This is a genomic window from Pseudoalteromonas sp. SR41-8 (genome assembly GCF_014163915.1).
In the GTDB taxonomy this organism is placed as follows: Bacteria; Pseudomonadota; Gammaproteobacteria; order Enterobacterales; family Alteromonadaceae; genus Pseudoalteromonas; species Pseudoalteromonas rhizosphaerae.
Genome location: NZ_JACJEE010000002.1, coordinates 70525 through 89883, shown reverse-complemented (window position 1 = coordinate 89883; position 19359 = coordinate 70525). Strand labels below are relative to the sequence as shown.

Below are 19359 nucleotides of genomic sequence, written 5' to 3'. Positions count from 1 at the left end.
AATTAACCTTTGTTCACTAAGTTGAACAATGAGTAGAAGTTTTCCGTAGTCGCGTTGGCAAGCTCTTTGTAGCTAATACCTTTTAAATCAGCAATGTAATAAGCAACATCTTGCACATAAGCGGGCTGATTAGTTTTCCCACGATACGGTACTGGCGCTAGATAAGGCGAGTCTGTTTCGATTAATAATCTATCAAGAGGGATTTGTTTAACAACATCTTTAAGCTCTACGGCATTTTTAAAGGTCACAATGCCAGAGATAGAAATATAAAAGCCTAAGTCGATGGCTTTTTTAGCCATATCCCAATCTTCAGTAAAGCAATGCAATACACCACCACACTTTTGTGCGTTATGTTCACGCATTAAGTTTATGGTGTCGTCGCGCGCATCGCGAGTATGAATTATAAGTGGTTTTTGTAACTCGTTCGCCACTTCAATATGACCCACAAAACTTGCTTGTTGCACGGCATGGGTGTCTTTCGAATAATAGTAATCAAGCCCTGTTTCGCCAATTGCTACTACTTTATCGTGGCTTGCTAAATCAATTAAGCGTTGTTTATCAAGTGCGTCTTTTTGATCAAGCGGGTGAACACCACACGAGGCAGAGACATCACTATAGCCTTGAATTTTTTCTAGCATACTAGGGAATTGATCAAGTGTGACACTCACACATAAAAAGTGTTCAACTTGTTTAGCCCGTGCACTATCAAGTACTTGGTCTAAGTTTAAATCGAGTTTATCAAAATCGAGTCGGTCTAAATGGCAATGAGAATCTACAATCATGTTACTGCTTACTACATGGTATAAGTTGGATTACCAGAGTTTAACATAGTCCCTAGTAGTTTTTCGATCTTCACATTTAGGTTAGTTTTATCATCGATAAAACTAATACCAATGCCCGGTGGATTAGAACTTTGCGCGCCTTGTGGCGTGATCCATGTAACTTTTCCGGTTATTACATCATCTTCAAGCGCATCCGGTAATGTCACTTTTAATGCCAATGAATGACCCATCTCATAACGCATATTAGTGCGCACAAATAGTCCACCATTTTTTAAATACGGCATATAGCAGCGGTATAATTCATCTAGATCATCTAAATCGACTAATAATTCTTGCACAATAATCCTACTTATAGCTTTTACGTAAACGATACGCTAAACGAGACACTGCCAACGGCAAGTTCAATCCTAATATCTGTGTACTGTTTTGCACAAATTCGGCCAATGCATTTTGCGCACTCTGATATGAATCAAAATCCATTCCAGCAATGAGTTGTTGTTTTAATTGTTCGCTTAAAAATAAACAAAAGACGCGAACACGATCTGTATCTTTACTGATAATATCAACTAACGCACTGAAATTATGGCCTTGTTTTAGCTCAGTTGCAAACTTATACAATTCATCGATTACTTCCAGCTGCTCATCTTGTTGCCAACGGGCAATCAATAATGGCTGCTGGGTAAACATTTTTAACCATGGATATGCAGGAACGTGCAGTTGGGAAATCCAATTCATAGCAACATTGGCGTCATTCACTTTTACTTGTGTAAGCGCGCAGCGACTTAAAATAGTGGCCGGTAATTGCGTTGTCGCACTCGTTGTTAGTAACAAAAATCGCTGCGGGCTGGGCTCTTCTAACGTTTTAAGTAAGGCATTGGCCGCCGCTGTGGTCATTTTATGGCAATCATTGATCACCACCACTTTATTGGCATTTTGCGCCGCTGATTGATGCATGAAATCGCTGACACTGCGAATATCATCCACACCAATGCTTTGTCCATCAGCTTGCACTACATATTTGTCAGGATGAGTAACCGCTTGATTTAAATGGCAGCTCTTACAATGCCCACAAGGGACTAAGTTAGTTGCAGACAAGCACAATAATGCATTAGCCAGCTGCTCCACTAAGGCGCGCTTACCAACACCTTGTTGACCATTAAATAATTGTCCATGGTGAAAACGCCCAGCATTAAAACTGGCTGCTAATTGCTGCTCAACATTGCTAAGCCAAGGATAAATCATGTTAATTGTTACTTTTCATAAATTGTTCAAGCACGGTAATAATATCTTGATGTACTAATTGCATACTTTGACCTGCATTAACTGTTTTAATAGTGTCATCACTATTTGCGAGTTCTAAATAGCGTGCGCGGGTTCGTTCAAAAAAACTCAATGCTTGTTGTTCTATACGATCCAGTTCACCGCGTCCTTTCGCACGGGCAAGGCCCACCGCAGGTTCAATGTCCAAATAAATGGTCAGATCTGGTTTTAAACCTTTTAATACAATATTGGCGAGAGAATCTAACGTAGTAGCGGCAATTTCACGTCCGCCGCCTTGGTAAGCCTGCGATGATAGATCGTGACGATCGCCTAATACCCATTGTCCTTTAGCAAGTGCTGGACGAATAACATTATGTAGCAGTTGCGAACGGGCTGCATACATCAGCAGTAATTCTGTTTCGCTGGCAATCTGTTCGACATGGTTATCTTTTACAATAGTGCGCAGTGCTTCAGCGATGGGTGTCCCGCCGGGCTCGCGTACATTAATAAAATCAACTTTGTGCTGCTCTAAAAACTGTTGGCAAATTGCTATAGCTGTCGATTTACCGGCCCCTTCTAAGCCTTCAATCACAATAAATTTTGCTGCTGTCATGATCTCTCTTTTTAGTTTGAAAAAGCATTAATCGGCTTTCTCGTTTTATATTTTTTACTCTGATTTGCTTAACTGTTTTTGATAACGTAAGTAATCTTGTACTGCTTTGTTATGTTCTTTTAAGGTTTTAGAAAATTGATGGCTACCATCGCCTTTGGCAACAAAATAAAGGTACTCAGACTCAGGTGGATTGACTGCTGCAAGTATTGCCGCTTTTGACGGCATAGCAATCGGCGTAGGCGGTAAGCCATTAATTTTATATGTATTATACGGAGTATGATTAGTTAAATCTTTACGTTTTATATCACCATCAAAGTCAGCACCAATGCCATAAATCACGGTTGGATCAGTTTGCAAGCGCATTTTTGTATTTAGTCTATTAGTAAATACAGAGGCTATTAATGGCCGTTCGCTGGCAAGACCTGTTTCTTTTTCAATAATTGAGGCCATAATCAATGCTTCGTAGGCCGTTTTAAACGGTAAATCAGCAGCCCTGTTTTGCCAAGCCTCATCAAGTACATTTTGCATTATTTTATGCGCTCGTTTGAGCACTGAGCTTGTCGTATCATTAGCATGATAATAATAGGTATCAGGAAATAACCACCCTTCTAAATGCTGCTCAGAGCCGACTATTTGCTGAGATAACTCACCAAGACTTAAATCTTGACGAAGGTACTGGGCTTTACTTATTGCCGCTAACACGTCACGAAGTGACTGACCTTCAATAATTGTAAAACTAAAGCTTACTTGTTTACCTTGATTGATTTGCCGAATGTTATCAAGCACCGTGGCGTTATTAAGTTGATATAAACCAGCTTTTAAATCCGTCAGTGTCGGATCGAGTTTCGCGAGTATCTGATAACGTAAGCACCCATCTAACCATTTTTTTGCTTGCCACTGTTGGCAGAGTTGATTAAACCCCGTGCCTTTTTTAACTTCAAACAACGTATTTGCTGGCGCTTTTAAACTACTGTTAATAGTAGCTTGCAACTGTTGATAACCAACTCCAGTTACCAATAATGCTAGCAACACAATCGATATAATCACTCTTAACACGCAGACTCCTTGGTAAATAAACCATGCAATAATACTAAACTATTTGCTAACTCAAATTGCATACCATCAATCGCTGTAACAGGCACAATTCCCATTAAGCTATTACAACTAAATACTGCCTCCATTTGCAGCAATTGTTCTAGCTTAATATCAGTAAATTCAATGGTTAACTTATCACACAGTGATTGCAGATAAACCCCTTGAATACCACAGTTTTGCAAACTTGGACTAAAAACTCGACCATTTTTAATAGCAAAAATATTTGCCGCAGAGGTTTCAATCACATTATTGTGATAATCACACACCAGTACATCATCACAATCTTGCCCTTGCATGGCGCGTTTGATCATTACTTGCTCTAAACGATTTAACGTTTTCAAACCAGCAAGCAATGGTTGCGATGCAAGTTGCACAGGACTAATAGCGAGTTTAATACCTTGTTGTGCTAATTGAGCGTAGTGTGAAGGAAACGGTAATAGCGACAGTACAATCAATAAATTGCTTTGTTCAGGAAGGCCATAACCACGCCCTCCTTCACCACGTGTAACCACTATTTTTAACACGCCCAGCGAAACCGTCTTAATATACTCAGCGATTGCTTGCTGCAGTGCCGATAAATCCAGCTCACCAAAACTAAGTCGCTGCGCGCATTCAACTAATCGTGCACTGTGAAGTGGCCAATGCTCTACTTGAGCATCAACTATTTTTGCAGTTGTAAAAAAGCCATCGCCATAATTAAAGCCGCGATCATTGCTACTTATGCTAACGCCTTGCTGTGGCGTGACTAATTTTATTGTTTGCGCTATGTGAGTTTTTTGTTTTGGCATATTTTGCATATAAAAAAGCCCAGTAACAACTGGGCTCTTATTTTGTCTCGTTGTTAAAAAAGATTATACCTTTTTAAATACCAACGAGCCATTAGTACCACCAAAACCAAATGAGTTACATAATGCGTAATCAAGTTTCGCATCACGAGCCGTGTGTGGAACGTAGTCCAGATCACAGCCTTCATCAGGGTTATCAAGATTAATTGTTGGTGTTACTTTTTGATCTTGTAACGACAAAATAGTGATAATTGATTCAACAGAGCCTGCTGCACCGAGTAAATGACCCATCATCGATTTTGATGAACTCACCATCACATCTTTGGCAGCATTACCAAAAATTGACTTAACTGCAGAAGTTTCTGCTTTATCGCCAGCGTTAGTCGATGTACCGTGAGCATTAATATAACCCACTTGATCTGCATTGATTTGCGCATCGTTTAAAGCATTTTCCATTGCCAAGGCTGCACCGGCACCATCTTCTGGTGGCGACGTCATGTGATAAGCGTCGCCGCTCATACCAAAACCAACCAACTCAGAGTAGATTTTTGCACCTCGGGCTTTCGCATGCTCGTATTCTTCAAGTACGATAACACCTGCACCATCAGCAAGTACAAAGCCATCACGGTCTTTGTCCCATGGACGTGATGCAGCTTGCGGATCGTCGTTTCGGGTTGATAACGCACGTGCAGCGTTAAAACCACCCATACCAATTGGCGTTGAGGCTTTCTCTGCACCACCGGCAACCATCGCATCAGCATCGCCATAAGCAATCATGCGCGCAGCGTGACCAATGTTGTGTAAACCTGTTGTACAGGCTGTCACGATAGAGATATTTGGACCACGTAGACCGTGCATAATCGATAAATGACCAGAGATCATATTGATAATGGTCGACGGCACGTAAAAAGGAGAAAGCTTACGTGGGCCACTGTTTAATAACTTTATGTGGTTTTCTTCAATAAGTGTTAAACCACCAATGCCCGAACCCACAGCAACACCAACGCGGGCTGCGTTTTGCTCTGTGATCTCAAGGCCAGAATCTTGTAGTGCTTGTACACCTGCTGCAATGCCATACTGGATGAACAAATCCATTTTTTTAGCATCTTTTGCCGGCATATAGGCTGACGCATCAAAATCATTCAGCAAACCAGCGAACTTGGTGCCAAAACTAGATGTATCAAAATGAGTGATAGTTTGGATACCACTTTTGCCATTTAACAAGCCTTGCCAGGTTGATTCAACATCATTACCTAGCGGCGTCAACATTCCTAAGCCAGTTACGACGACTCGACGTTTAGCCACGGTTTGCCTCCAATAAGGGAATTATTATTTTTCTGGTGGGTATTAATACCCAAATGCGTGGAAATACAGGGTATAGATAGATTAAGGGCAGCGAACGCTGCCCTTAATATGCGATTGATTACTCAGCGTGAGCCGTTACGTAATCGATTGCAGCTTGTACTGTAGTGATCTTTTCAGCTTCTTCATCTGGGATCTCAGTATCGAACTCTTCTTCAAGAGCCATTACTAATTCAACAGTATCAAGTGAATCTGCGCCTAAGTCATCAACGAAAGAAGCTTCATGCTTTACTTCTTCTTCTTTAACACCTAGTTGCTCAATGATGATTTTCTTTACGCGTTCTTGGATGTCGCTCATTCTTCTTTCCTTTATTAAAAACGCCAATGCGTTATTTTCAGATTGCGGCGTAGTTTACGGCGCATAATTCTGTGATTCAAGGATTTGCTGATAATTTTTTATCTGGTCAAACCTCTTGACGGTTATTTGTGTCTTTTATCGCTTATTTTCAGCACGAATTCAAGTATGTTTAAAGCAAGTTAACAAAAAATTCAACATTTTTCGACAAGCCGCCTCAAAACAAAATAGGAACAAAGTTCCTTACACCATGTACATCGCACCATTTACGTGCAAAGTTTCGCCTGAAACATACGCTGCTGCATCAGATGCTAAGTAACATACTGCGGCGGCAATTTCATCCGGTTGGCCTAAACGCCCAGCAGGAACATTAGCAAGCGTAGCTGCTTTTTGCTCGTCAGTTAAGCTGTCGGTCATATCTGTTTGAATAAAACCAGGAGCAACTACGTTGACTGTAATACCACGAGAAGCAACTTCACGCGCTAACGACTTAGAAAAACCAATTACACCCGCTTTAGCTGCCGCGTAGTTAGCTTGCCCTGCATTACCCATTGTACCAACAACTGAACCTATATTGATAATTCGACCGTTTTTCTTTTTCATCATCGGGCGTAACACTGCTTTAGATAAACGAAAAACTGAGCTCAAGTTAGTATCAATGATATCGTCCCACTCTGCATCTTTCATACGCATAAGTAAGTTATCGCGAGTAATACCGGCATTATTTACTAATACGTCGATATCGCCTAAATCTGCTTTTATCGCAGCAAGTGTCGCCTCGATCGACGCAGGATCAGTTACGTTTAACGCATAACCTTTACCATTCTCGCCTAAGTATTCGCTGATATTTGCAGCACCGGACTCGCTGGTTGCAGTACCAGCAACTTTAGCACCTTGTGCTACTAATGTAGTGGCGATTGCTTTACCAATACCACGACTAGCGCCTGTGATTAGGACAACTTTGCCCTCTAACGAAAATAAATTTGCCATTTTTTCCTACTCTTATTTTGCTTCGTCAATGGCAGTTTGGCTATTCACCGAACCACATACCATTGCTTTATCAATGCGTTTAGCAAGACCCGTTAACACCTTCCCAGGGCCAAACTCGTAGCTTTGGGTAATGCCCTGCGCTACCAATGCTTGTACTGTTTCTGTCCATCGTACTGGACTGTATAGTTGACGCACTAATGCATCTTTAATAGCGTCCGCTGAACTTGCAGCTGTTACATCAACATTATTAATTACATCACACTTAGGTGTATTAAATGTTAAAGCAGCTAAATCTTTTGCTAATTTTTCTGCCGCTGGTTTCATTAGTTCACAATGTGAAGGTACGCTTACCGATAAAGGCAATGCACGTTTTGCACCGGCTTCTTTACACGCTTCTGATGCTCTGTCTACTGCGGCTTTATGACCTGCAATCACAACTTGACCCGGTGAGTTATAGTTTACTGGTGCAACCACTTCACCTTGTGCTGATGCCAAGCACGCGGCTTTAATTTCGTCATCACCTAAACCAATGATCGCAGCCATTGAACCCACGCCTGCTGGCACAGCTTCTTGCATATATAAACCACGGTTTTCAACCAATTTTACAGCTTCGCCTAAGCTCAACACATCAGCACATACCAGCGCTGAGTATTCACCTAAACTGTGACCTGCCATCGTTACGTCTGCATCTGGATTTGCAGCAAGCCATTGGCGGTAAATTGCCACCGATGCTGTTAATAATGCCGGTTGCGTACGATGGGTTTGATTTAATTCTTGTTCTGGACCATTAAGTACTAATGCAGCCAAATCATAACCAAGTGCCGCTGATGCTTGCGCGAACGTCGCTTTAACAATATCAGATTGCTCTAATAGTTCACTTAACATACCCACAGATTGTGAGCCTTGACCCGGAAAAACAAGTGCAATTTTTTGTGCCATACTTTGCTCTTTTAATTAAACAAATAAATAAATTTTTAAGTACGCACCTGACATAGTAATTAATCGTCAGTTGCGACTTTTTTAGTTGAATGTGTTTGCTCGAAGATAGCTGCAATTTTTTCAGGAAGTTGACGTTCCACCTCTCTAGCAGCTTCGTCGATAGCAGCATGAAATGCTTTAGCTGAAGCATTTCCATGGCTTTTTACGACAATACCGCGCAATCCTACCAGAGAAGCGCCGTTATACTGGTCGGGGTTCACCCGTTTATAGAGTTTTTTTATTACTGGCTGTAACATAAATGCTAAACATTTATAGAAAAAGTGCTTTTGCAGTGCTTTGGTAAGCTTAAACATAATCAGCTTGGCAATCCCTTCACAGGTTTTCAAAGCCACATTGCCCACAAAACCTTCACAGACGATCACATCTGACTTACCAGTAAAAATATCACTACCTTCGCTGTAACCAGTATAATTAAGGTAGCTACATTGTTGCATCAGTTGTGCAGCTTGTTTGATATCTTCATGGCCCTTAATGTCTTCGGAGCCAATATTTAATAAACTCACTTTTGGACTATCACAGCCCAGTGCTTGCCCTGCGACAACCGAACCCATAATGCCAAATTGATATAAGGTTTGTGCATCACAATGCACGTTCGCACCTAAATCAAGTAAGTAAACCGGATTTTTTCGCTCAGTTGGCACAGCCGAGATCAATGCAGGACGTTTTACGCCTGGCAACATTTTCAGCACATAGTGAGCCATAAATAATAATGCACCGGTATTTCCGGCACTAACGCACGCTTGTGCCTCACCTGATTTAACTAAATCAAGGGCAACGCGCATTGAGGAATCTTTTTTAGATCGCACAGCAGAAGACGGTTCACAGCTATTGGTGACTACTTGACTACAATGACGAATTATTAAACGAGGATGAGATAGAGAATCGAGAGACTCGAGTTCTTTAGATATTACTTGTTCGTTGCCACATAAGATCAATCTTAGGTTGGCATTTGCATTTACCGCGTTAACGGCTGCGGGGATAGATGAACGGGGGCCATAATCGCCCCCCATCATATCTAACGCAATTGTTAGATTGGTCAGCATAAAAGCAATCTCTTATTTAGAAATTACTTGAACGCCTTTGTAGTAACCATCTGCAGTCACATGGTGACGACGATGAGTCTCACCAGATGTTTGGTCTACAGTTAAAGTTGGACCACTGATCGCATCGTGTGAACGGCGCATGCCGCGTCTTGCACGAGACTTTTTGCTTTTTTGTACAGCCATAGTCTTCTCCTAAGAATCTTTCTTAAGTTGTTTCAAAATATCAAATGGATTTGGTTTATCATCTTCCGCTTTTAAAACACCAAAGCTGGCAGGCTTTGCTGAATAACTGCATGAAGCTTCGTTGTGGGTAGCAACTAATGGCACGGCTAAAATTAGTTCGTCTTCGATTAAATCAAAAACGTTAACTTCACCATTTTCATCAAGCGCTACTTCATCGTAGTCTTCTGGAAAAATCTCTAACTCTGTATCCTCACCGACTGGTGAATAAACAAAGTCTTGAACCAAATCCAACCCTAAATCACCATTACAACGTTGACAAGTGACAGTAACATGTGTGGACAAATTGCCTCTAATCACAGCGAAACCTTGATCATCGTTTTTGCAATGAATTTTTACCGCTATTTCACCTACTTCTTCCTGCACAACTTCCCGTAAACGGGTAAGTTTTTCAAGCGGTACAATGCCGTCATACTTTAAACGGTGTTGCGCTGCCTTGCCTGGATGAAGAGTGATGGGAATTTTCACCTTTTGCATAGGGGCTGCATCATATAGATAGTTACTTGGTTAGTCAAAGTAAAAAACCAATTTTAGCTGGTTTTTCGCGATTCATTTCTTTGTTTTGCCAACGGATCTGATTTATCCTAACTCAATCTAATTTTCATTAGGAAAACAATCCATGCAGCACCCGCTTATTTTAGCCTCAAGTTCACCCTTTCGTCAGTCTTTATTGCAAAAATTTAATCTGCCGTTCGACAGTTTTTCACCTGATATTGACGAATCAGCACTACCCAATGAAGCCCCTGTTGAACTTGTAAAACGCTTAAGTGAACTCAAAGCACGCGCAGCCACTGCCCTTTTTAAACAAGGCTTAGTAATTGGCTCTGATCAAGTTGCCGTATTTGAGCAACAAATCTTAGGTAAACCACACAACAAAGAAAATGCCATTAAACAACTGAGTTTATTTAGCGGTAATACAGTCACATTTCTAACGGGCTTATGTGTTTATGATATTCAAAGCAATAAAACAAAAACCCTAGTTGAACCCTTTAATGTTACATTTAGAACACTGACACAAGCACAAATATCTGCTTACTGCGACGCAGAGCAACCCTACAATTGTGCAGGCAGCTTTAAAAGCGAAGGCTTAGGTATTTGTTTATTTGAAAAGCTTAGCGGTGATGACCCTAATAGCTTGATTGGTTTACCACTTATCAAACTCAGCCAATTATTGACTGAGTTTGGTATGGATGTGTTAAGTAATCAAGACTAACTATTTATTCACTACGACTTAAACTAAACGCGCAGCTAGTTGCTGATACGAATCAACTGTCGCAATCGATGTAAACTCGTTTAGCTGCTGGGCGTTATGCACCCCCATAGTTACACCTAAACGGTCAATATTGGCCGCTTTTGCCATCGCCATATCTATTTTAGTGTCGCCAATCATCAGCGCATCATCATGGCTAATATTGAGTTCATCCAGCAGTTGCAACAACATATCAGGAGCTGGTTTTGACAATGCATCATCACTGGTGCGGGTCGCTACAAAGTAATCCCGTAACTGTGTTTCATCCAGCAAGCGTTCAAGGCCGACTCGGCTTTTGCCGGTAGCAACAGCTAACAATACGCCACGGTTTTTTAATGCCGCTAAAGTCTGTTCTACATCAGCAAATAAGGGTGTAGGCGTATTATCAAGATGTTTATACTGATGCTTATAACCGGCGATTAAATCAGCGTGTAAATGGCTCTGCTGAGGAAATAACACCGTCACGGCCTGCTCAAGTGATAAACCAATGATATTTTTAACCGCCTCGTCAGTGGGGCAAACTACACCACAGACTCTCGCTGATTGATGCATACAGTTAACTATTTTAGCCACTGAATCCATCACCGTGCCATCCCAATCAAATATAACTAATTTATAGGGTTTCACGGTTTTGCGGCACGTAACGTTTTAATACAATTAGCCAGCGCTTTATCAAGCGGCGCTTCTACTCGCATAGTAGTTTCATTTTTTGGATGATAAAAACTCAAATCGTGCGCATGTAAAAATAATCGCCCTAATCCCACTTTACGCATCGCCGCATCAAATGCTTGGTTGCCATATTTATCATCACAAGCAATTGCATGACCTTTACATTGTGTATGCACACGAATTTGGTGAGTACGACCTGTTACTGGTGATGCCTGCACTAACGAACATTCAGCAAAGCGCTCCAGTACTTTAAAACGAGTATGTGAAGGTTTACCTTCAACGTTATCCACACGTACTACTCGTTCACCTGATTGTAGGGTGTTTTTACGCAGCCCTTCGGTGACATTTTTAGTTTTAGAATCCCATTGCCCATCAACCAATGCCCAGTAATTCTTTTCCATGGTTTTTTCACGTAACTGTTCATGCAAGCTGGTCAACACTGAACGACGTTTCGAGATTAACAAACAGCCTGATGTATCACGGTCTAAACGATGTACAAGCTCTAAACTGCGCTCATCTGGGCGCAATACGCGCAATGCTTCAATTAAACCATAACTGAGCCCACTGCCGCCATGCACAGCCATGCCTGATGGTTTGTTAATGACGATAAGGTATTTATCTTCAAATAAAATAGCCTCTTCAAGTTTGGTCACTACATCAAGATTTTTAGGCACAAACTCTTCACGTTCAGCTATTTGTATTGGTGGAATACGAACGATGTCATCGAGTTGTAATTTATACACAGGTTTGATGCGTTTTTTATTAACCCGCACTTCCCCTTTGCGAAGAATTCGATACACAGCGCTTTTAGGCACCCCTTTTAAATGAGTAATAAGAAAGTTATCAATCCGTTGACCTAAATGGTCTTCGGTAATCGTGACGAAAGATACTTGTAAGCCGGTTTTTTCTGACATTGCCTAATCACTGATTTAAGTAAAATAATTTTAGTTGCTAACACAGTTATAATAATGGGATAATCACCGTCGCAAATATATATTTGCAAATAACAACGGTGCTTTTTAACACATTAAAACATTCGTGATGCACATTCTGGGTAATTGATCATACAGATCCGAGATAAGTTTTCCAAAGCTTTTATACATACCCAGTTTACACGTGCCTTCAATTAACTCCGATGCGTGTAATATATCGCCAGTTAAGTTTGAGCATGAAGTGTTATTTAATGTTGATGAAAAAAGCAATTTGAACAGATAATTTGTCTGATCGTGACGGCGTACAATACGCCGTTCAGCAGATGTGTTGTAACCGTACAAGTTAATTTAATTAATGGTCGACTCTGGACAGAACTCGAATACGTCACTGTAAAAAAACAGCCGATAGTTTTGGCACCATAATAGAATTTAATAACGTGACAACACGTTATTGTCAGCCAGCACCATAAAGATACTTAGAGTACGGATACAGTACCAAGCTCCCCCACAGACCCAGTCGTGAGATTGTACAAAAAGAAGCGATGGGAGCAACTGAACAGGCGAAAAGTTTCGTCATGTCAGAGACATAACACAGTAGAGTAACAATATGAAACGTATGCTAATCAATGCGACGCAGCAAGAAGAAATGCGCGTAGCACTGGTTGATGGCCAGCGCCTGTATGATTTAGATATCGAAAGCCCGGGTCACGAACAAAAAAAAGCCAATATTTATAAAGGCAAAATCACTCGTATAGAACCGTCATTAGAAGCCGCCTTTGTTGATTACGGCGCTGATCGTCACGGATTCCTTCCTTTAAAAGAAATAGCCCGTACTTACTTCCCACAAGGTTATACTTTCCATGGTCGTCCGAATATTCGTGACGTGATCAAAGAAGGTCAAGAAGTTATTGTCCAAGTAGACAAAGAAGAACGCGGCCAAAAAGGCGCAGCCCTCACCACTTTTATTAGTGTTGCAGGTAGCTACTTAGTCTTAATGCCTAATAATCCTCGTGCTGGCGGTATTTCTCGTCGCATCGAAGGTGATGAACGCACTGAACTTAAAGAAGCTTTAAGTCGTTTAGAACTGCCTAAAGGCATGGGTTTAATCGTGCGTACTGCCGGTGTTGGTAAATCGTTTGAAGAACTAAACTACGATTTAAAAGCGCTGCTTGTTCATTGGGATGCGATTCAGCAAGCCTCTGATGGCGGTAAAGCACCGTTCTTAATTCATCAAGAAAGCAACGTAATTTTCCGTGCGATTCGCGATTATTTACGCCGTGACATAGGTGAGATCCTAATTGATAAAGCCCGTGTATTTGAAGAAGCTAAAGCGCACATTGAGCGTTTTCGCCCTGACTTCATGAGCCGTGTAAAACTTTATCAAGGTGAAGTGCCTCTTTTTACTCATTATCAAATCGAAAGCCAAATTGAGTCTGCGTTTCAACGTGAAGTACGCTTACCTTCTGGTGGTTCAATTGTTATTGACCCAACTGAAGCACTTACTTCTATCGATATCAACTCATCTAAAGCCACTAAAGGCGGCGATATCGAAGAAACTGCGCTTAATACCAACTTAGAAGCTGCAGACGAAATTGCTCGCCAATTACGTTTACGCGACTTAGGTGGCTTAATCGTTATCGACTTCATTGATATGACACCACCGCGCCATCAACGTGAAGTAGAAAATCGCTTAAAAGATGCTGTTCGTCCAGATCGTGCCCGTGTACAAATTGGTAAAATTTCGCGTTTTGGCTTACTTGAAATGTCGCGTCAGCGCCTACGCCCTTCATTAGGTGAAGCGAGCCAAGGCCCATGCCCACGTTGTAGTGGTCAAGGTACTATTCGTTCAAACGAGTCGATTGCATTGTCAATCCTACGTTTAATCGAAGAAGAAGCGATTAAAGACAATACCTCACAAGTTAATGCCCAAGTACCTGTAGCGGTTGCCTCATATCTGTTAAATGAGCAACGCCGTAGCGTGCATCGCATCGAAAAACGTCATAACTGTGATGTGGTGATCATTCCAAATCAACATATGGATACACCACATTATGAAGTAATGCGTTTGCGTAAAGATGAAACAATTGAAGCAGCAAGCTACGAGCAAATCACATTACCTGAACAAGAAGTGTATGAAACATCAAAAACACCAACGGTCGCGGTACGTGAAGAGCCGGTGTTAAAAGGCGTAGTTATGCCATCAACACCAGCACCACAAGCTCAGGCTCAAGCAGCCCCAGCAGCGGCACCACAAAGTGTTGCAGCCCAGCCGCAGGTAAGTTTATTTACTACTATCAGCAATTGGTTTAAGGCTTTATTTGCAACGCCTGCTGAGCAAACAGAAAGTAAAGAGCAACAGCAGCAAAAAACAGCGAGTGAATCTCGTAATAATCCACGTCGTAACAATGACGGTGATACACGTCGTCGTAATAACCAACGTCGTCGTAACAATAATTCACGCACTAAACCGCAAAGCGAGCGTACAGAAAGCGTAGCTGAAGAAACGCCAGCAGTTGAAAACACGCAAAACAACGAGCAACAGGAAAGAAACGATAACCGTAACAAACGTCGTCGCAATCCTAACTCACGTAAGCGTAACGATAACCGTAACGATGACAGCAAAGTAGTAGCAGAAAAAACCGAAGCAAAAGCTGACGTAAAAGACGTTGCACCAAGCCAAGATGTCGTTGTTGAAGCAACGGAGCAAAAACCTAAGGTTCGTCGTCAGCGCCGTAACTTACGTAAAAAAGTTCGCCTACAAGATGAAAATGCACAACCGGCTACAACCAATAATGACGCAGAGCTACAAGCTACGCCTGTTGTTGATGACAAGCCAGCTAAGCCAGTTGTAACTCAAACTGAAGAAGTTAAAGCACCGGTTGAGACTACTGCTGTTGAAACAACGGCTGTTGAAGCGCCTGAGCAAAAAGCTGAACAGACGGCACCAAACGAGCAAGAGACAGTAACATCGACTGATGAAGAGCAAGGCCAAACGCGTACGCGTTCACGCCGTTCTCCACGTCATTTACGTGCTGCTGGGCAACGCCGTCGTCGTCCTGAGGGTGAAGAAGCTACGCCAACGCAAGGTACACAACCACCAGCATTTATTCCAGTTGCAGATCAAGCCGCTGCTGAATATGAAGCTGAGTTAAAAGCCAAGCAAAATAAGCAAGCTGCAGAAGTAGTTGAAGAAAAACCTGCCGTTGCTGAATCAGCTCCGGAAGTGGTTGAACAAGCACCTGTTGCTGCTGAACCGACTCCAGAAGCGGTTGAACAAGCACCTGTTGCTGCTGAACCTACTGAAGAAGTGGTTGAACAAGCGCCTGTTGCTGCTGAACCTACTCCAGAAGTAGTTGAACAAGCACCTGTTGCTGCTGAAGCAACTGAAGAAGTGGTTGAACAAGCGCCTGTTGCTGCTGAAGCAACTGAAGAAGTGGTTGAACAAGCGCCAGTTGCTGCTGAAGCAACTGAAGAAGTGGTTGAACAAGCTCCTGTTGCTGCTGAAGCAACTGAAGAAGTGGTTGAACAAGCACCAGTTGCTGCTGAACCTACTGAAGAAGTGGTTGAACAAGCGCCAGTTGCTGCTGAACCTACTGAAGAAGTGGTTGAACAAGCGCCTGTTGCTGTAGAACCTACTGAAGAAGTGGTTGAACAAGTGCCTGTTGCTGTAGAACCAACTCCAGAAGTGGTTGAACAAGCGCCTGTTGCTGTAGAACCTACTCCAGAAGTGGTTGAACAACCGCCTGTTGCTGCTGAACCAACTGAAGAAGTGGTTGAACAAGCGCCAGTTGCTGCGGAACCTGCTTCAGAAGTAGTTGTTGAGGAAGCACCAATGGCAGAGACTAAGCCTACTGCAAAACCTGTAGCACACACTAAAACAGTGATCACTTCAGGTAAAGCAAGTGCGCCAATGGCACAACCTACTGCTGTTGCAGATAGCGAAGTCGCCCATACGCCAAAAGCGATGGCACACGACAAACGTGACGCTATTCCAGATAGCGGCTTACGTGCCGGTTCTATCAAACCAGCTGGTCGCGCGAATGCTGCAATGACTAAAACCATGAGTGTTGACTAACACTTTTGGTTTAGCTTAAAAGCACACTAAAAAGCCGCGTAAATGAAAATTAACGCGGCTTTTTTAATAGCAGTTTTAAGGTTAAAGAGAACGATTTACTAGGCTCTAGCTAAAGCAAACTAGCCTAAGCAGAGATATTAGATAAATAGTGATGGAAAAACAAACAGCACATTGCACTTGTTATTTATAAAAAGCGCATGAAGGGTAATGCTATATTTATCCTTGTTTTAGCATATACTCATGCAGCAATTCAGGAAACTTTTCTTGCGGTGGAAACTTACAAAAACTGTGCTCTGCCCCCGTACTCGCCCACTCAAGTTTTTCATCAGTGTAAGTTTCAATGAATGGTTTGTAGGTGCGAGAGTCATCTAGCATTGTTGAGCGAACATTTACAAAATCATCCAAACCTTCTAGGTGGGTAAATAACCAGCTCATACAATGTCCACAAAAAAAGTGCTGCGTACTACTGTCATGCAGCCCGCCAATAACAGGCGCTCCAGATGTAATAGAAAAGGCAGCTCGTTGAAATAATGAGCTTAAGCTAAATGCGCTAGACGTCATTTTCTGACAACCAGTGCAATGACAAGCCATAGTGATCATTGGCTTTGCGCTAACTTCAAACTTTACCTGTCCACAACGACAATGGCCTTTTGTTTTATGAGATGTACTGTCCATTATAATCTTCCTTTAAGTTCAATTTTATCAACGCCGATGCTACGTTGAATGTATCACAAATAACCTTAGCACATGCTACAGGGTTTGATTGCGCTATAAAATGTCCGCCTTCAATCTCAACTTGGCTGAAGCTGGAACACATTGACGCTAAGTACTTCACCGCACTCGCGCTTACCAGTAAATCTCTACTAGGGCGAATATAAGTCACTAGGCAATCTAACTCGCACTGTTGTTTTGAAAGGCCAGCTATGTTGCCTAATCTTAATTTAAGTTTACGTTTATTCGCTGTTTGCAGCGAAACAAATACGGGATAAACCAACGTTTGGCCACCCGTTAAACTAAAACCAAACAGATAAAGTAGCTTGTTACTTAAATAATTTGCTGACAGTAAGCTAACGGGTAAAAAGCCTGCCAACTTAGATAACAAAGAAGGCGCTGAGATAAAGCTGGCCAAAAATACGATGCCTTTCACACGACTGCCAAGTAGCTTATAAAGCTGATAAGCCACCGGCCCAGAATAAGACTCCGCGACAATATAAATATCAGTATCTTTAAAACGCTTTGCTATTTCTGCCGCTTGTTTCGCATAAGTTACGCCTTCAAGTGATTCATATGAGATCACTTCAGTATTTATATTTTCAGGCAAGTTTTTTGTCAATTTAGCAAACAGACGGCCAGGAAGCAGTATAATTTTCATATTTAAATTCAGCACCCAACGTTAGCATTCAAATACTTGAACTTTGATTTTGGCCAAGTGCTTTTGTGCACAAAAATCATGAGCAAAAAATATGAAAAGTGTAAAAACAATTTAGCTTTGCTCATAAACACCTAGACTCGTTAAATTATACAGTAACTAATTGATTATCTAAAACGATGGCAAGTCGAAGGCTCATATTATTAGGGATGTTTGTTATTTTTTCTTTTCTTGTATTGCGGTGCCAACTGAAAGACCAATGCCAGCGCCAACAGCAATGCCAATAGCTAAACTAAAATGTAATATGTTAAATATTACACCAATAACCACACCGATAGCAGAGCCAACTCCACACCCTATTGCCATATATACACCTAAGGTTTTATTTGCTGATTTACCTTCCTTTTTATTACTCATATCAGTCCTTAAATCATCACAGCTATGTCGGCTTATCTACAAGTCTAAAAAATGACTCGATTTGATTTATTTTCATTTGTAAACTAAACACAGCCTAGTTACTATTTTGGTTAAATTATTTGTAAGCACATAGCTAACTATACCGTCTCATCGCTTACTGCAGCGGCAAATCATGTAAATCAATTCCCTGCATTTATTAGTCTTTAATTCTTTTCAATAATTCAATTACTTCTTGCACCACCCTATCTGGTTCATCATTTTGAGGATAATGATAGCTCTTATCTGTTAATACAGCTTTACCTTGTGGAAAAGACTCAGCCGAAGTTGAATGCAATTCGCCCCACATTTTTCGGCCTTCATCGGTAAAAAAGAGTAATGGCGGATTTTTATACTTTTTCACGGATGCAATAACGGTTACTGGAATATCTGGGATCTGTGGATAATCTGGCAATGGTCTTTTCGCCCAAAAGTCCAGATACTGGTTGGACATACCATTAGCCATATCGTCTAATTTCACTTGTGCTATTTCTTTCTCAGCTTTTGCAAGATCAATTTGGCGCATGATATCAACATCATGCTCCGAAGCAGGCTCAATCAGCATGAGGGCTGAAACCCACTCAGGGTAAGTTGCAGCGAATCGTCTTGCGGTATAAGCACCATATGAATGAGCAATATAGACGATTGGTTTTTCAACGTGTAACGCTTCAAGTAACATGAGAGCTTCGTTTGCATACTCTTCCGAGCTGTAGTTTTTTCTCAATTGCGTAGAACCGCCGTTACCAATTTTTAAATAACGAATGATGCGGGCTTCCTTTGCAAGCTTTTCAAAAACCGGCTCCCAATCAAATAACCCCGCAGAGCCACCAGCCTCTAAAAATACAGTATGCTTGCCACTCCCCGCGATTTCGTACTCAATATCATAGCCATTAACCTTAATAAAATTAGGCTTGGCAAACACACTTGCCGTGACAAAAAACAGCAAAACATTAATCCAAATTTCACTTTTCCTCCTTAACGACTAAACCTGTAGATAAACTCATTTTATAATTCACTTTTATTAATAAACCATAGCCAAGTTACTATTTTGGTTAAATTATTTTTTGTATTAAAAGCTAGAGTAATAATCTTATTCGCGGTGGTTTTTTCATACAACTTAATTAATTTAGTATCGACTGTAACTATGC

21 protein-coding genes are annotated in these 19359 nt (G+C 41.5%); 2 read left to right on the top strand and 19 right to left on the bottom strand.

Annotation, left to right across the window (positions count from 1 at the left end):
- Positions 1 to 2: 2 nt before the first annotated feature.
- From H5162_RS02005 to yceD, 13 genes are all read right to left on the bottom strand, one after another.
- Positions 3 to 782, bottom strand: coding sequence for a TatD family hydrolase (locus tag H5162_RS02005; protein ID WP_182739752.1), 780 nt, complete (start codon positions 780 to 782; stop codon positions 3 to 5).
- A gap of 11 nt (positions 783 to 793) precedes the next feature.
- The gene (locus H5162_RS02000) at positions 794 to 1120 is read right to left on the bottom strand and encodes a PilZ domain-containing protein (protein WP_145233592.1); all 327 of its coding nucleotides are present in this window, start codon (positions 1118 to 1120) and stop codon (positions 794 to 796) included.
- 7 nt (positions 1121 to 1127) lie between these two features.
- Positions 1128 to 2024, bottom strand: coding sequence for a DNA polymerase III subunit delta' (gene holB, locus H5162_RS01995; protein WP_182777506.1), 897 nt, complete (start codon positions 2022 to 2024; stop codon positions 1128 to 1130).
- Between the two features lies 1 nt (position 2025).
- Positions 2026 to 2655, bottom strand: coding sequence for a dTMP kinase (gene tmk, locus H5162_RS01990; protein WP_149982364.1), 630 nt, complete (start codon positions 2653 to 2655; stop codon positions 2026 to 2028).
- A 54-nt stretch (positions 2656 to 2709) separates the two neighbouring features.
- On the bottom strand, positions 2710 to 3711 hold the full coding sequence (mltG, locus tag H5162_RS01985) for an endolytic transglycosylase MltG (protein ID WP_149982365.1): 1002 nt from the start codon (positions 3709 to 3711) through the stop codon (positions 2710 to 2712).
- Positions 3705 to 4547: an aminodeoxychorismate lyase gene (gene pabC, locus H5162_RS01980; RefSeq protein ID WP_259398170.1), complete on the bottom strand. Its 843-nt coding sequence runs from the start codon at positions 4545 to 4547 to the stop codon at positions 3705 to 3707. Before pabC ends, mltG begins: the two co-directional genes overlap by 7 nt.
- A gap of 54 nt (positions 4548 to 4601) precedes the next feature.
- On the bottom strand, positions 4602 to 5840 hold the full coding sequence (gene fabF, locus H5162_RS01975; RefSeq protein ID WP_149982366.1) for a beta-ketoacyl-ACP synthase II: 1239 nt from the start codon (positions 5838 to 5840) through the stop codon (positions 4602 to 4604).
- Positions 5841 to 5958: 118 nt separating this feature from the next.
- The gene (gene acpP, locus H5162_RS01970; RefSeq protein WP_016707440.1) at positions 5959 to 6195 is read right to left on the bottom strand and encodes an acyl carrier protein; all 237 of its coding nucleotides are present in this window, start codon (positions 6193 to 6195) and stop codon (positions 5959 to 5961) included.
- A 240-nt stretch (positions 6196 to 6435) separates the two neighbouring features.
- Positions 6436 to 7182 (bottom strand): 3-oxoacyl-ACP reductase FabG, encoded by a 747-nt coding sequence (fabG, locus tag H5162_RS01965; RefSeq protein WP_145233587.1) that lies wholly within the window; start codon positions 7180 to 7182, stop codon positions 6436 to 6438.
- Between the two features lie 12 nt (positions 7183 to 7194).
- Positions 7195 to 8121, bottom strand: a complete 927-nt coding sequence (fabD, locus tag H5162_RS01960) for an ACP S-malonyltransferase (RefSeq protein ID WP_145233586.1) — start codon at positions 8119 to 8121, stop codon at positions 7195 to 7197.
- Between the two features lie 59 nt (positions 8122 to 8180).
- The gene (gene plsX, locus H5162_RS01955) at positions 8181 to 9224 is read right to left on the bottom strand and encodes a phosphate acyltransferase PlsX (RefSeq protein ID WP_145233585.1); all 1044 of its coding nucleotides are present in this window, start codon (positions 9222 to 9224) and stop codon (positions 8181 to 8183) included.
- Positions 9225 to 9236: 12 nt separating this feature from the next.
- Positions 9237 to 9407: a 50S ribosomal protein L32 gene (gene rpmF / locus H5162_RS01950; RefSeq protein WP_002962381.1), complete on the bottom strand. Its 171-nt coding sequence runs from the start codon at positions 9405 to 9407 to the stop codon at positions 9237 to 9239.
- Positions 9408 to 9416: 9 nt separating this feature from the next.
- Complete coding sequence (gene yceD, locus H5162_RS01945) at positions 9417 to 9941, bottom strand: 23S rRNA accumulation protein YceD (protein ID WP_145233584.1); 525 nt, start codon at positions 9939 to 9941, stop codon at positions 9417 to 9419.
- Between the two features lie 142 nt (positions 9942 to 10083).
- Here yceD and H5162_RS01940 point away from each other — a divergent pair, with 142 nt between their 5' ends.
- Positions 10084 to 10677 (top strand): nucleoside triphosphate pyrophosphatase, encoded by a 594-nt coding sequence (locus H5162_RS01940; RefSeq protein WP_182735232.1) that lies wholly within the window; start codon positions 10084 to 10086, stop codon positions 10675 to 10677.
- An 18-nt stretch (positions 10678 to 10695) separates the two neighbouring features.
- On the opposite strand, the gene H5162_RS01935 is transcribed toward H5162_RS01940, so the two are convergent.
- Both H5162_RS01935 and rluC read right to left on the bottom strand, forming a co-directional pair.
- Positions 10696 to 11340, bottom strand: a complete 645-nt coding sequence (locus H5162_RS01935; protein WP_182777504.1) for an HAD-IA family hydrolase — start codon at positions 11338 to 11340, stop codon at positions 10696 to 10698.
- Entirely contained in the window at positions 11337 to 12296 is a 960-nt protein-coding gene (gene rluC, locus H5162_RS01930) for a 23S rRNA pseudouridine(955/2504/2580) synthase RluC (RefSeq protein ID WP_145233581.1), read from the bottom strand. The genes H5162_RS01935 and rluC overlap by 4 nt, the downstream gene beginning before the upstream one ends.
- Positions 12297 to 12921: 625 nt before the next feature.
- On the opposite strand from rluC, the gene rne reads away from it, so the two are divergent.
- Complete coding sequence (gene rne / locus H5162_RS01925) at positions 12922 to 16389, top strand: ribonuclease E (protein ID WP_182777501.1); 3468 nt, start codon at positions 12922 to 12924, stop codon at positions 16387 to 16389.
- A 216-nt stretch (positions 16390 to 16605) separates the two neighbouring features.
- On the opposite strand, the gene H5162_RS01920 is transcribed toward rne, so the two are convergent.
- The 4 genes from H5162_RS01920 to H5162_RS01905 all read right to left on the bottom strand — a co-directional run bounded on the left by H5162_RS01920 (position 16606) and on the right by H5162_RS01905 (position 19157).
- Positions 16606 to 17064 carry a GFA family protein gene (locus H5162_RS01920; protein WP_182777499.1) on the bottom strand — a complete coding sequence of 153 codons (459 nt, stop codon included), beginning with the start codon at positions 17062 to 17064 and terminating at the stop codon, positions 16606 to 16608.
- Positions 17045 to 17761 carry an alpha/beta hydrolase gene (locus H5162_RS01915; protein ID WP_182777498.1) on the bottom strand — a complete coding sequence of 239 codons (717 nt, stop codon included), beginning with the start codon at positions 17759 to 17761 and terminating at the stop codon, positions 17045 to 17047. Before H5162_RS01915 ends, H5162_RS01920 begins: the two co-directional genes overlap by 20 nt.
- 213 nt (positions 17762 to 17974) lie before the next feature.
- Complete coding sequence (locus tag H5162_RS01910; RefSeq protein ID WP_182757732.1) at positions 17975 to 18175, bottom strand: hypothetical protein; 201 nt, start codon at positions 18173 to 18175, stop codon at positions 17975 to 17977.
- 196 nt (positions 18176 to 18371) lie between these two features.
- Positions 18372 to 19157 (bottom strand): alpha/beta fold hydrolase, encoded by a 786-nt coding sequence (locus H5162_RS01905; protein WP_220493482.1) that lies wholly within the window; start codon positions 19155 to 19157, stop codon positions 18372 to 18374.
- Positions 19158 to 19359: the final 202 nt, after the last annotated feature.

Coding starts and splice junctions, on each gene's coding strand:
- H5162_RS02005 (WP_182739752.1), bottom strand. CDS start 782: ATGATTGTAGATTCTCATTGCCATTTAGACCGACTCGATTTTGATAAA.
- holB (WP_182777506.1), bottom strand. CDS start 2,024: ATGATTTATCCTTGGCTTAGCAATGTTGAGCAGCAATTAGCAGCCAGT.
- tmk (WP_149982364.1), bottom strand. CDS start 2,655: ATGACAGCAGCAAAATTTATTGTGATTGAAGGCTTAGAAGGGGCCGGT.
- pabC (WP_259398170.1), bottom strand. CDS start 4,547: ATGCAAAATATGCCAAAACAAAAAACTCACATAGCGCAAACAATAAAA.
- acpP (WP_016707440.1), bottom strand. CDS start 6,195: ATGAGCGACATCCAAGAACGCGTAAAGAAAATCATCATTGAGCAACTA.
- fabG (WP_145233587.1), bottom strand. CDS start 7,182: ATGGCAAATTTATTTTCGTTAGAGGGCAAAGTTGTCCTAATCACAGGC.
- fabD (WP_145233586.1), bottom strand. CDS start 8,121: ATGGCACAAAAAATTGCACTTGTTTTTCCGGGTCAAGGCTCACAATCT.
- plsX (WP_145233585.1), bottom strand. CDS start 9,224: ATGCTGACCAATCTAACAATTGCGTTAGATATGATGGGGGGCGATTAT.
- rpmF (WP_002962381.1), bottom strand. CDS start 9,407: ATGGCTGTACAAAAAAGCAAAAAGTCTCGTGCAAGACGCGGCATGCGC.
- yceD (WP_145233584.1), bottom strand. CDS start 9,941: ATGCAAAAGGTGAAAATTCCCATCACTCTTCATCCAGGCAAGGCAGCG.
- H5162_RS01940 (WP_182735232.1), top strand. CDS start 10,084: ATGCAGCACCCGCTTATTTTAGCCTCAAGTTCACCCTTTCGTCAGTCT.
- rluC (WP_145233581.1), bottom strand. CDS start 12,296: ATGTCAGAAAAAACCGGCTTACAAGTATCTTTCGTCACGATTACCGAA.
- rne (WP_182777501.1), top strand. CDS start 12,922: ATGAAACGTATGCTAATCAATGCGACGCAGCAAGAAGAAATGCGCGTA.
- H5162_RS01920 (WP_182777499.1), bottom strand. CDS start 17,064: ATGGACAGTACATCTCATAAAACAAAAGGCCATTGTCGTTGTGGACAG.
- H5162_RS01915 (WP_182777498.1), bottom strand. CDS start 17,761: ATGAAAATTATACTGCTTCCTGGCCGTCTGTTTGCTAAATTGACAAAA.
- H5162_RS01910 (WP_182757732.1), bottom strand. CDS start 18,175: ATGAGTAATAAAAAGGAAGGTAAATCAGCAAATAAAACCTTAGGTGTA.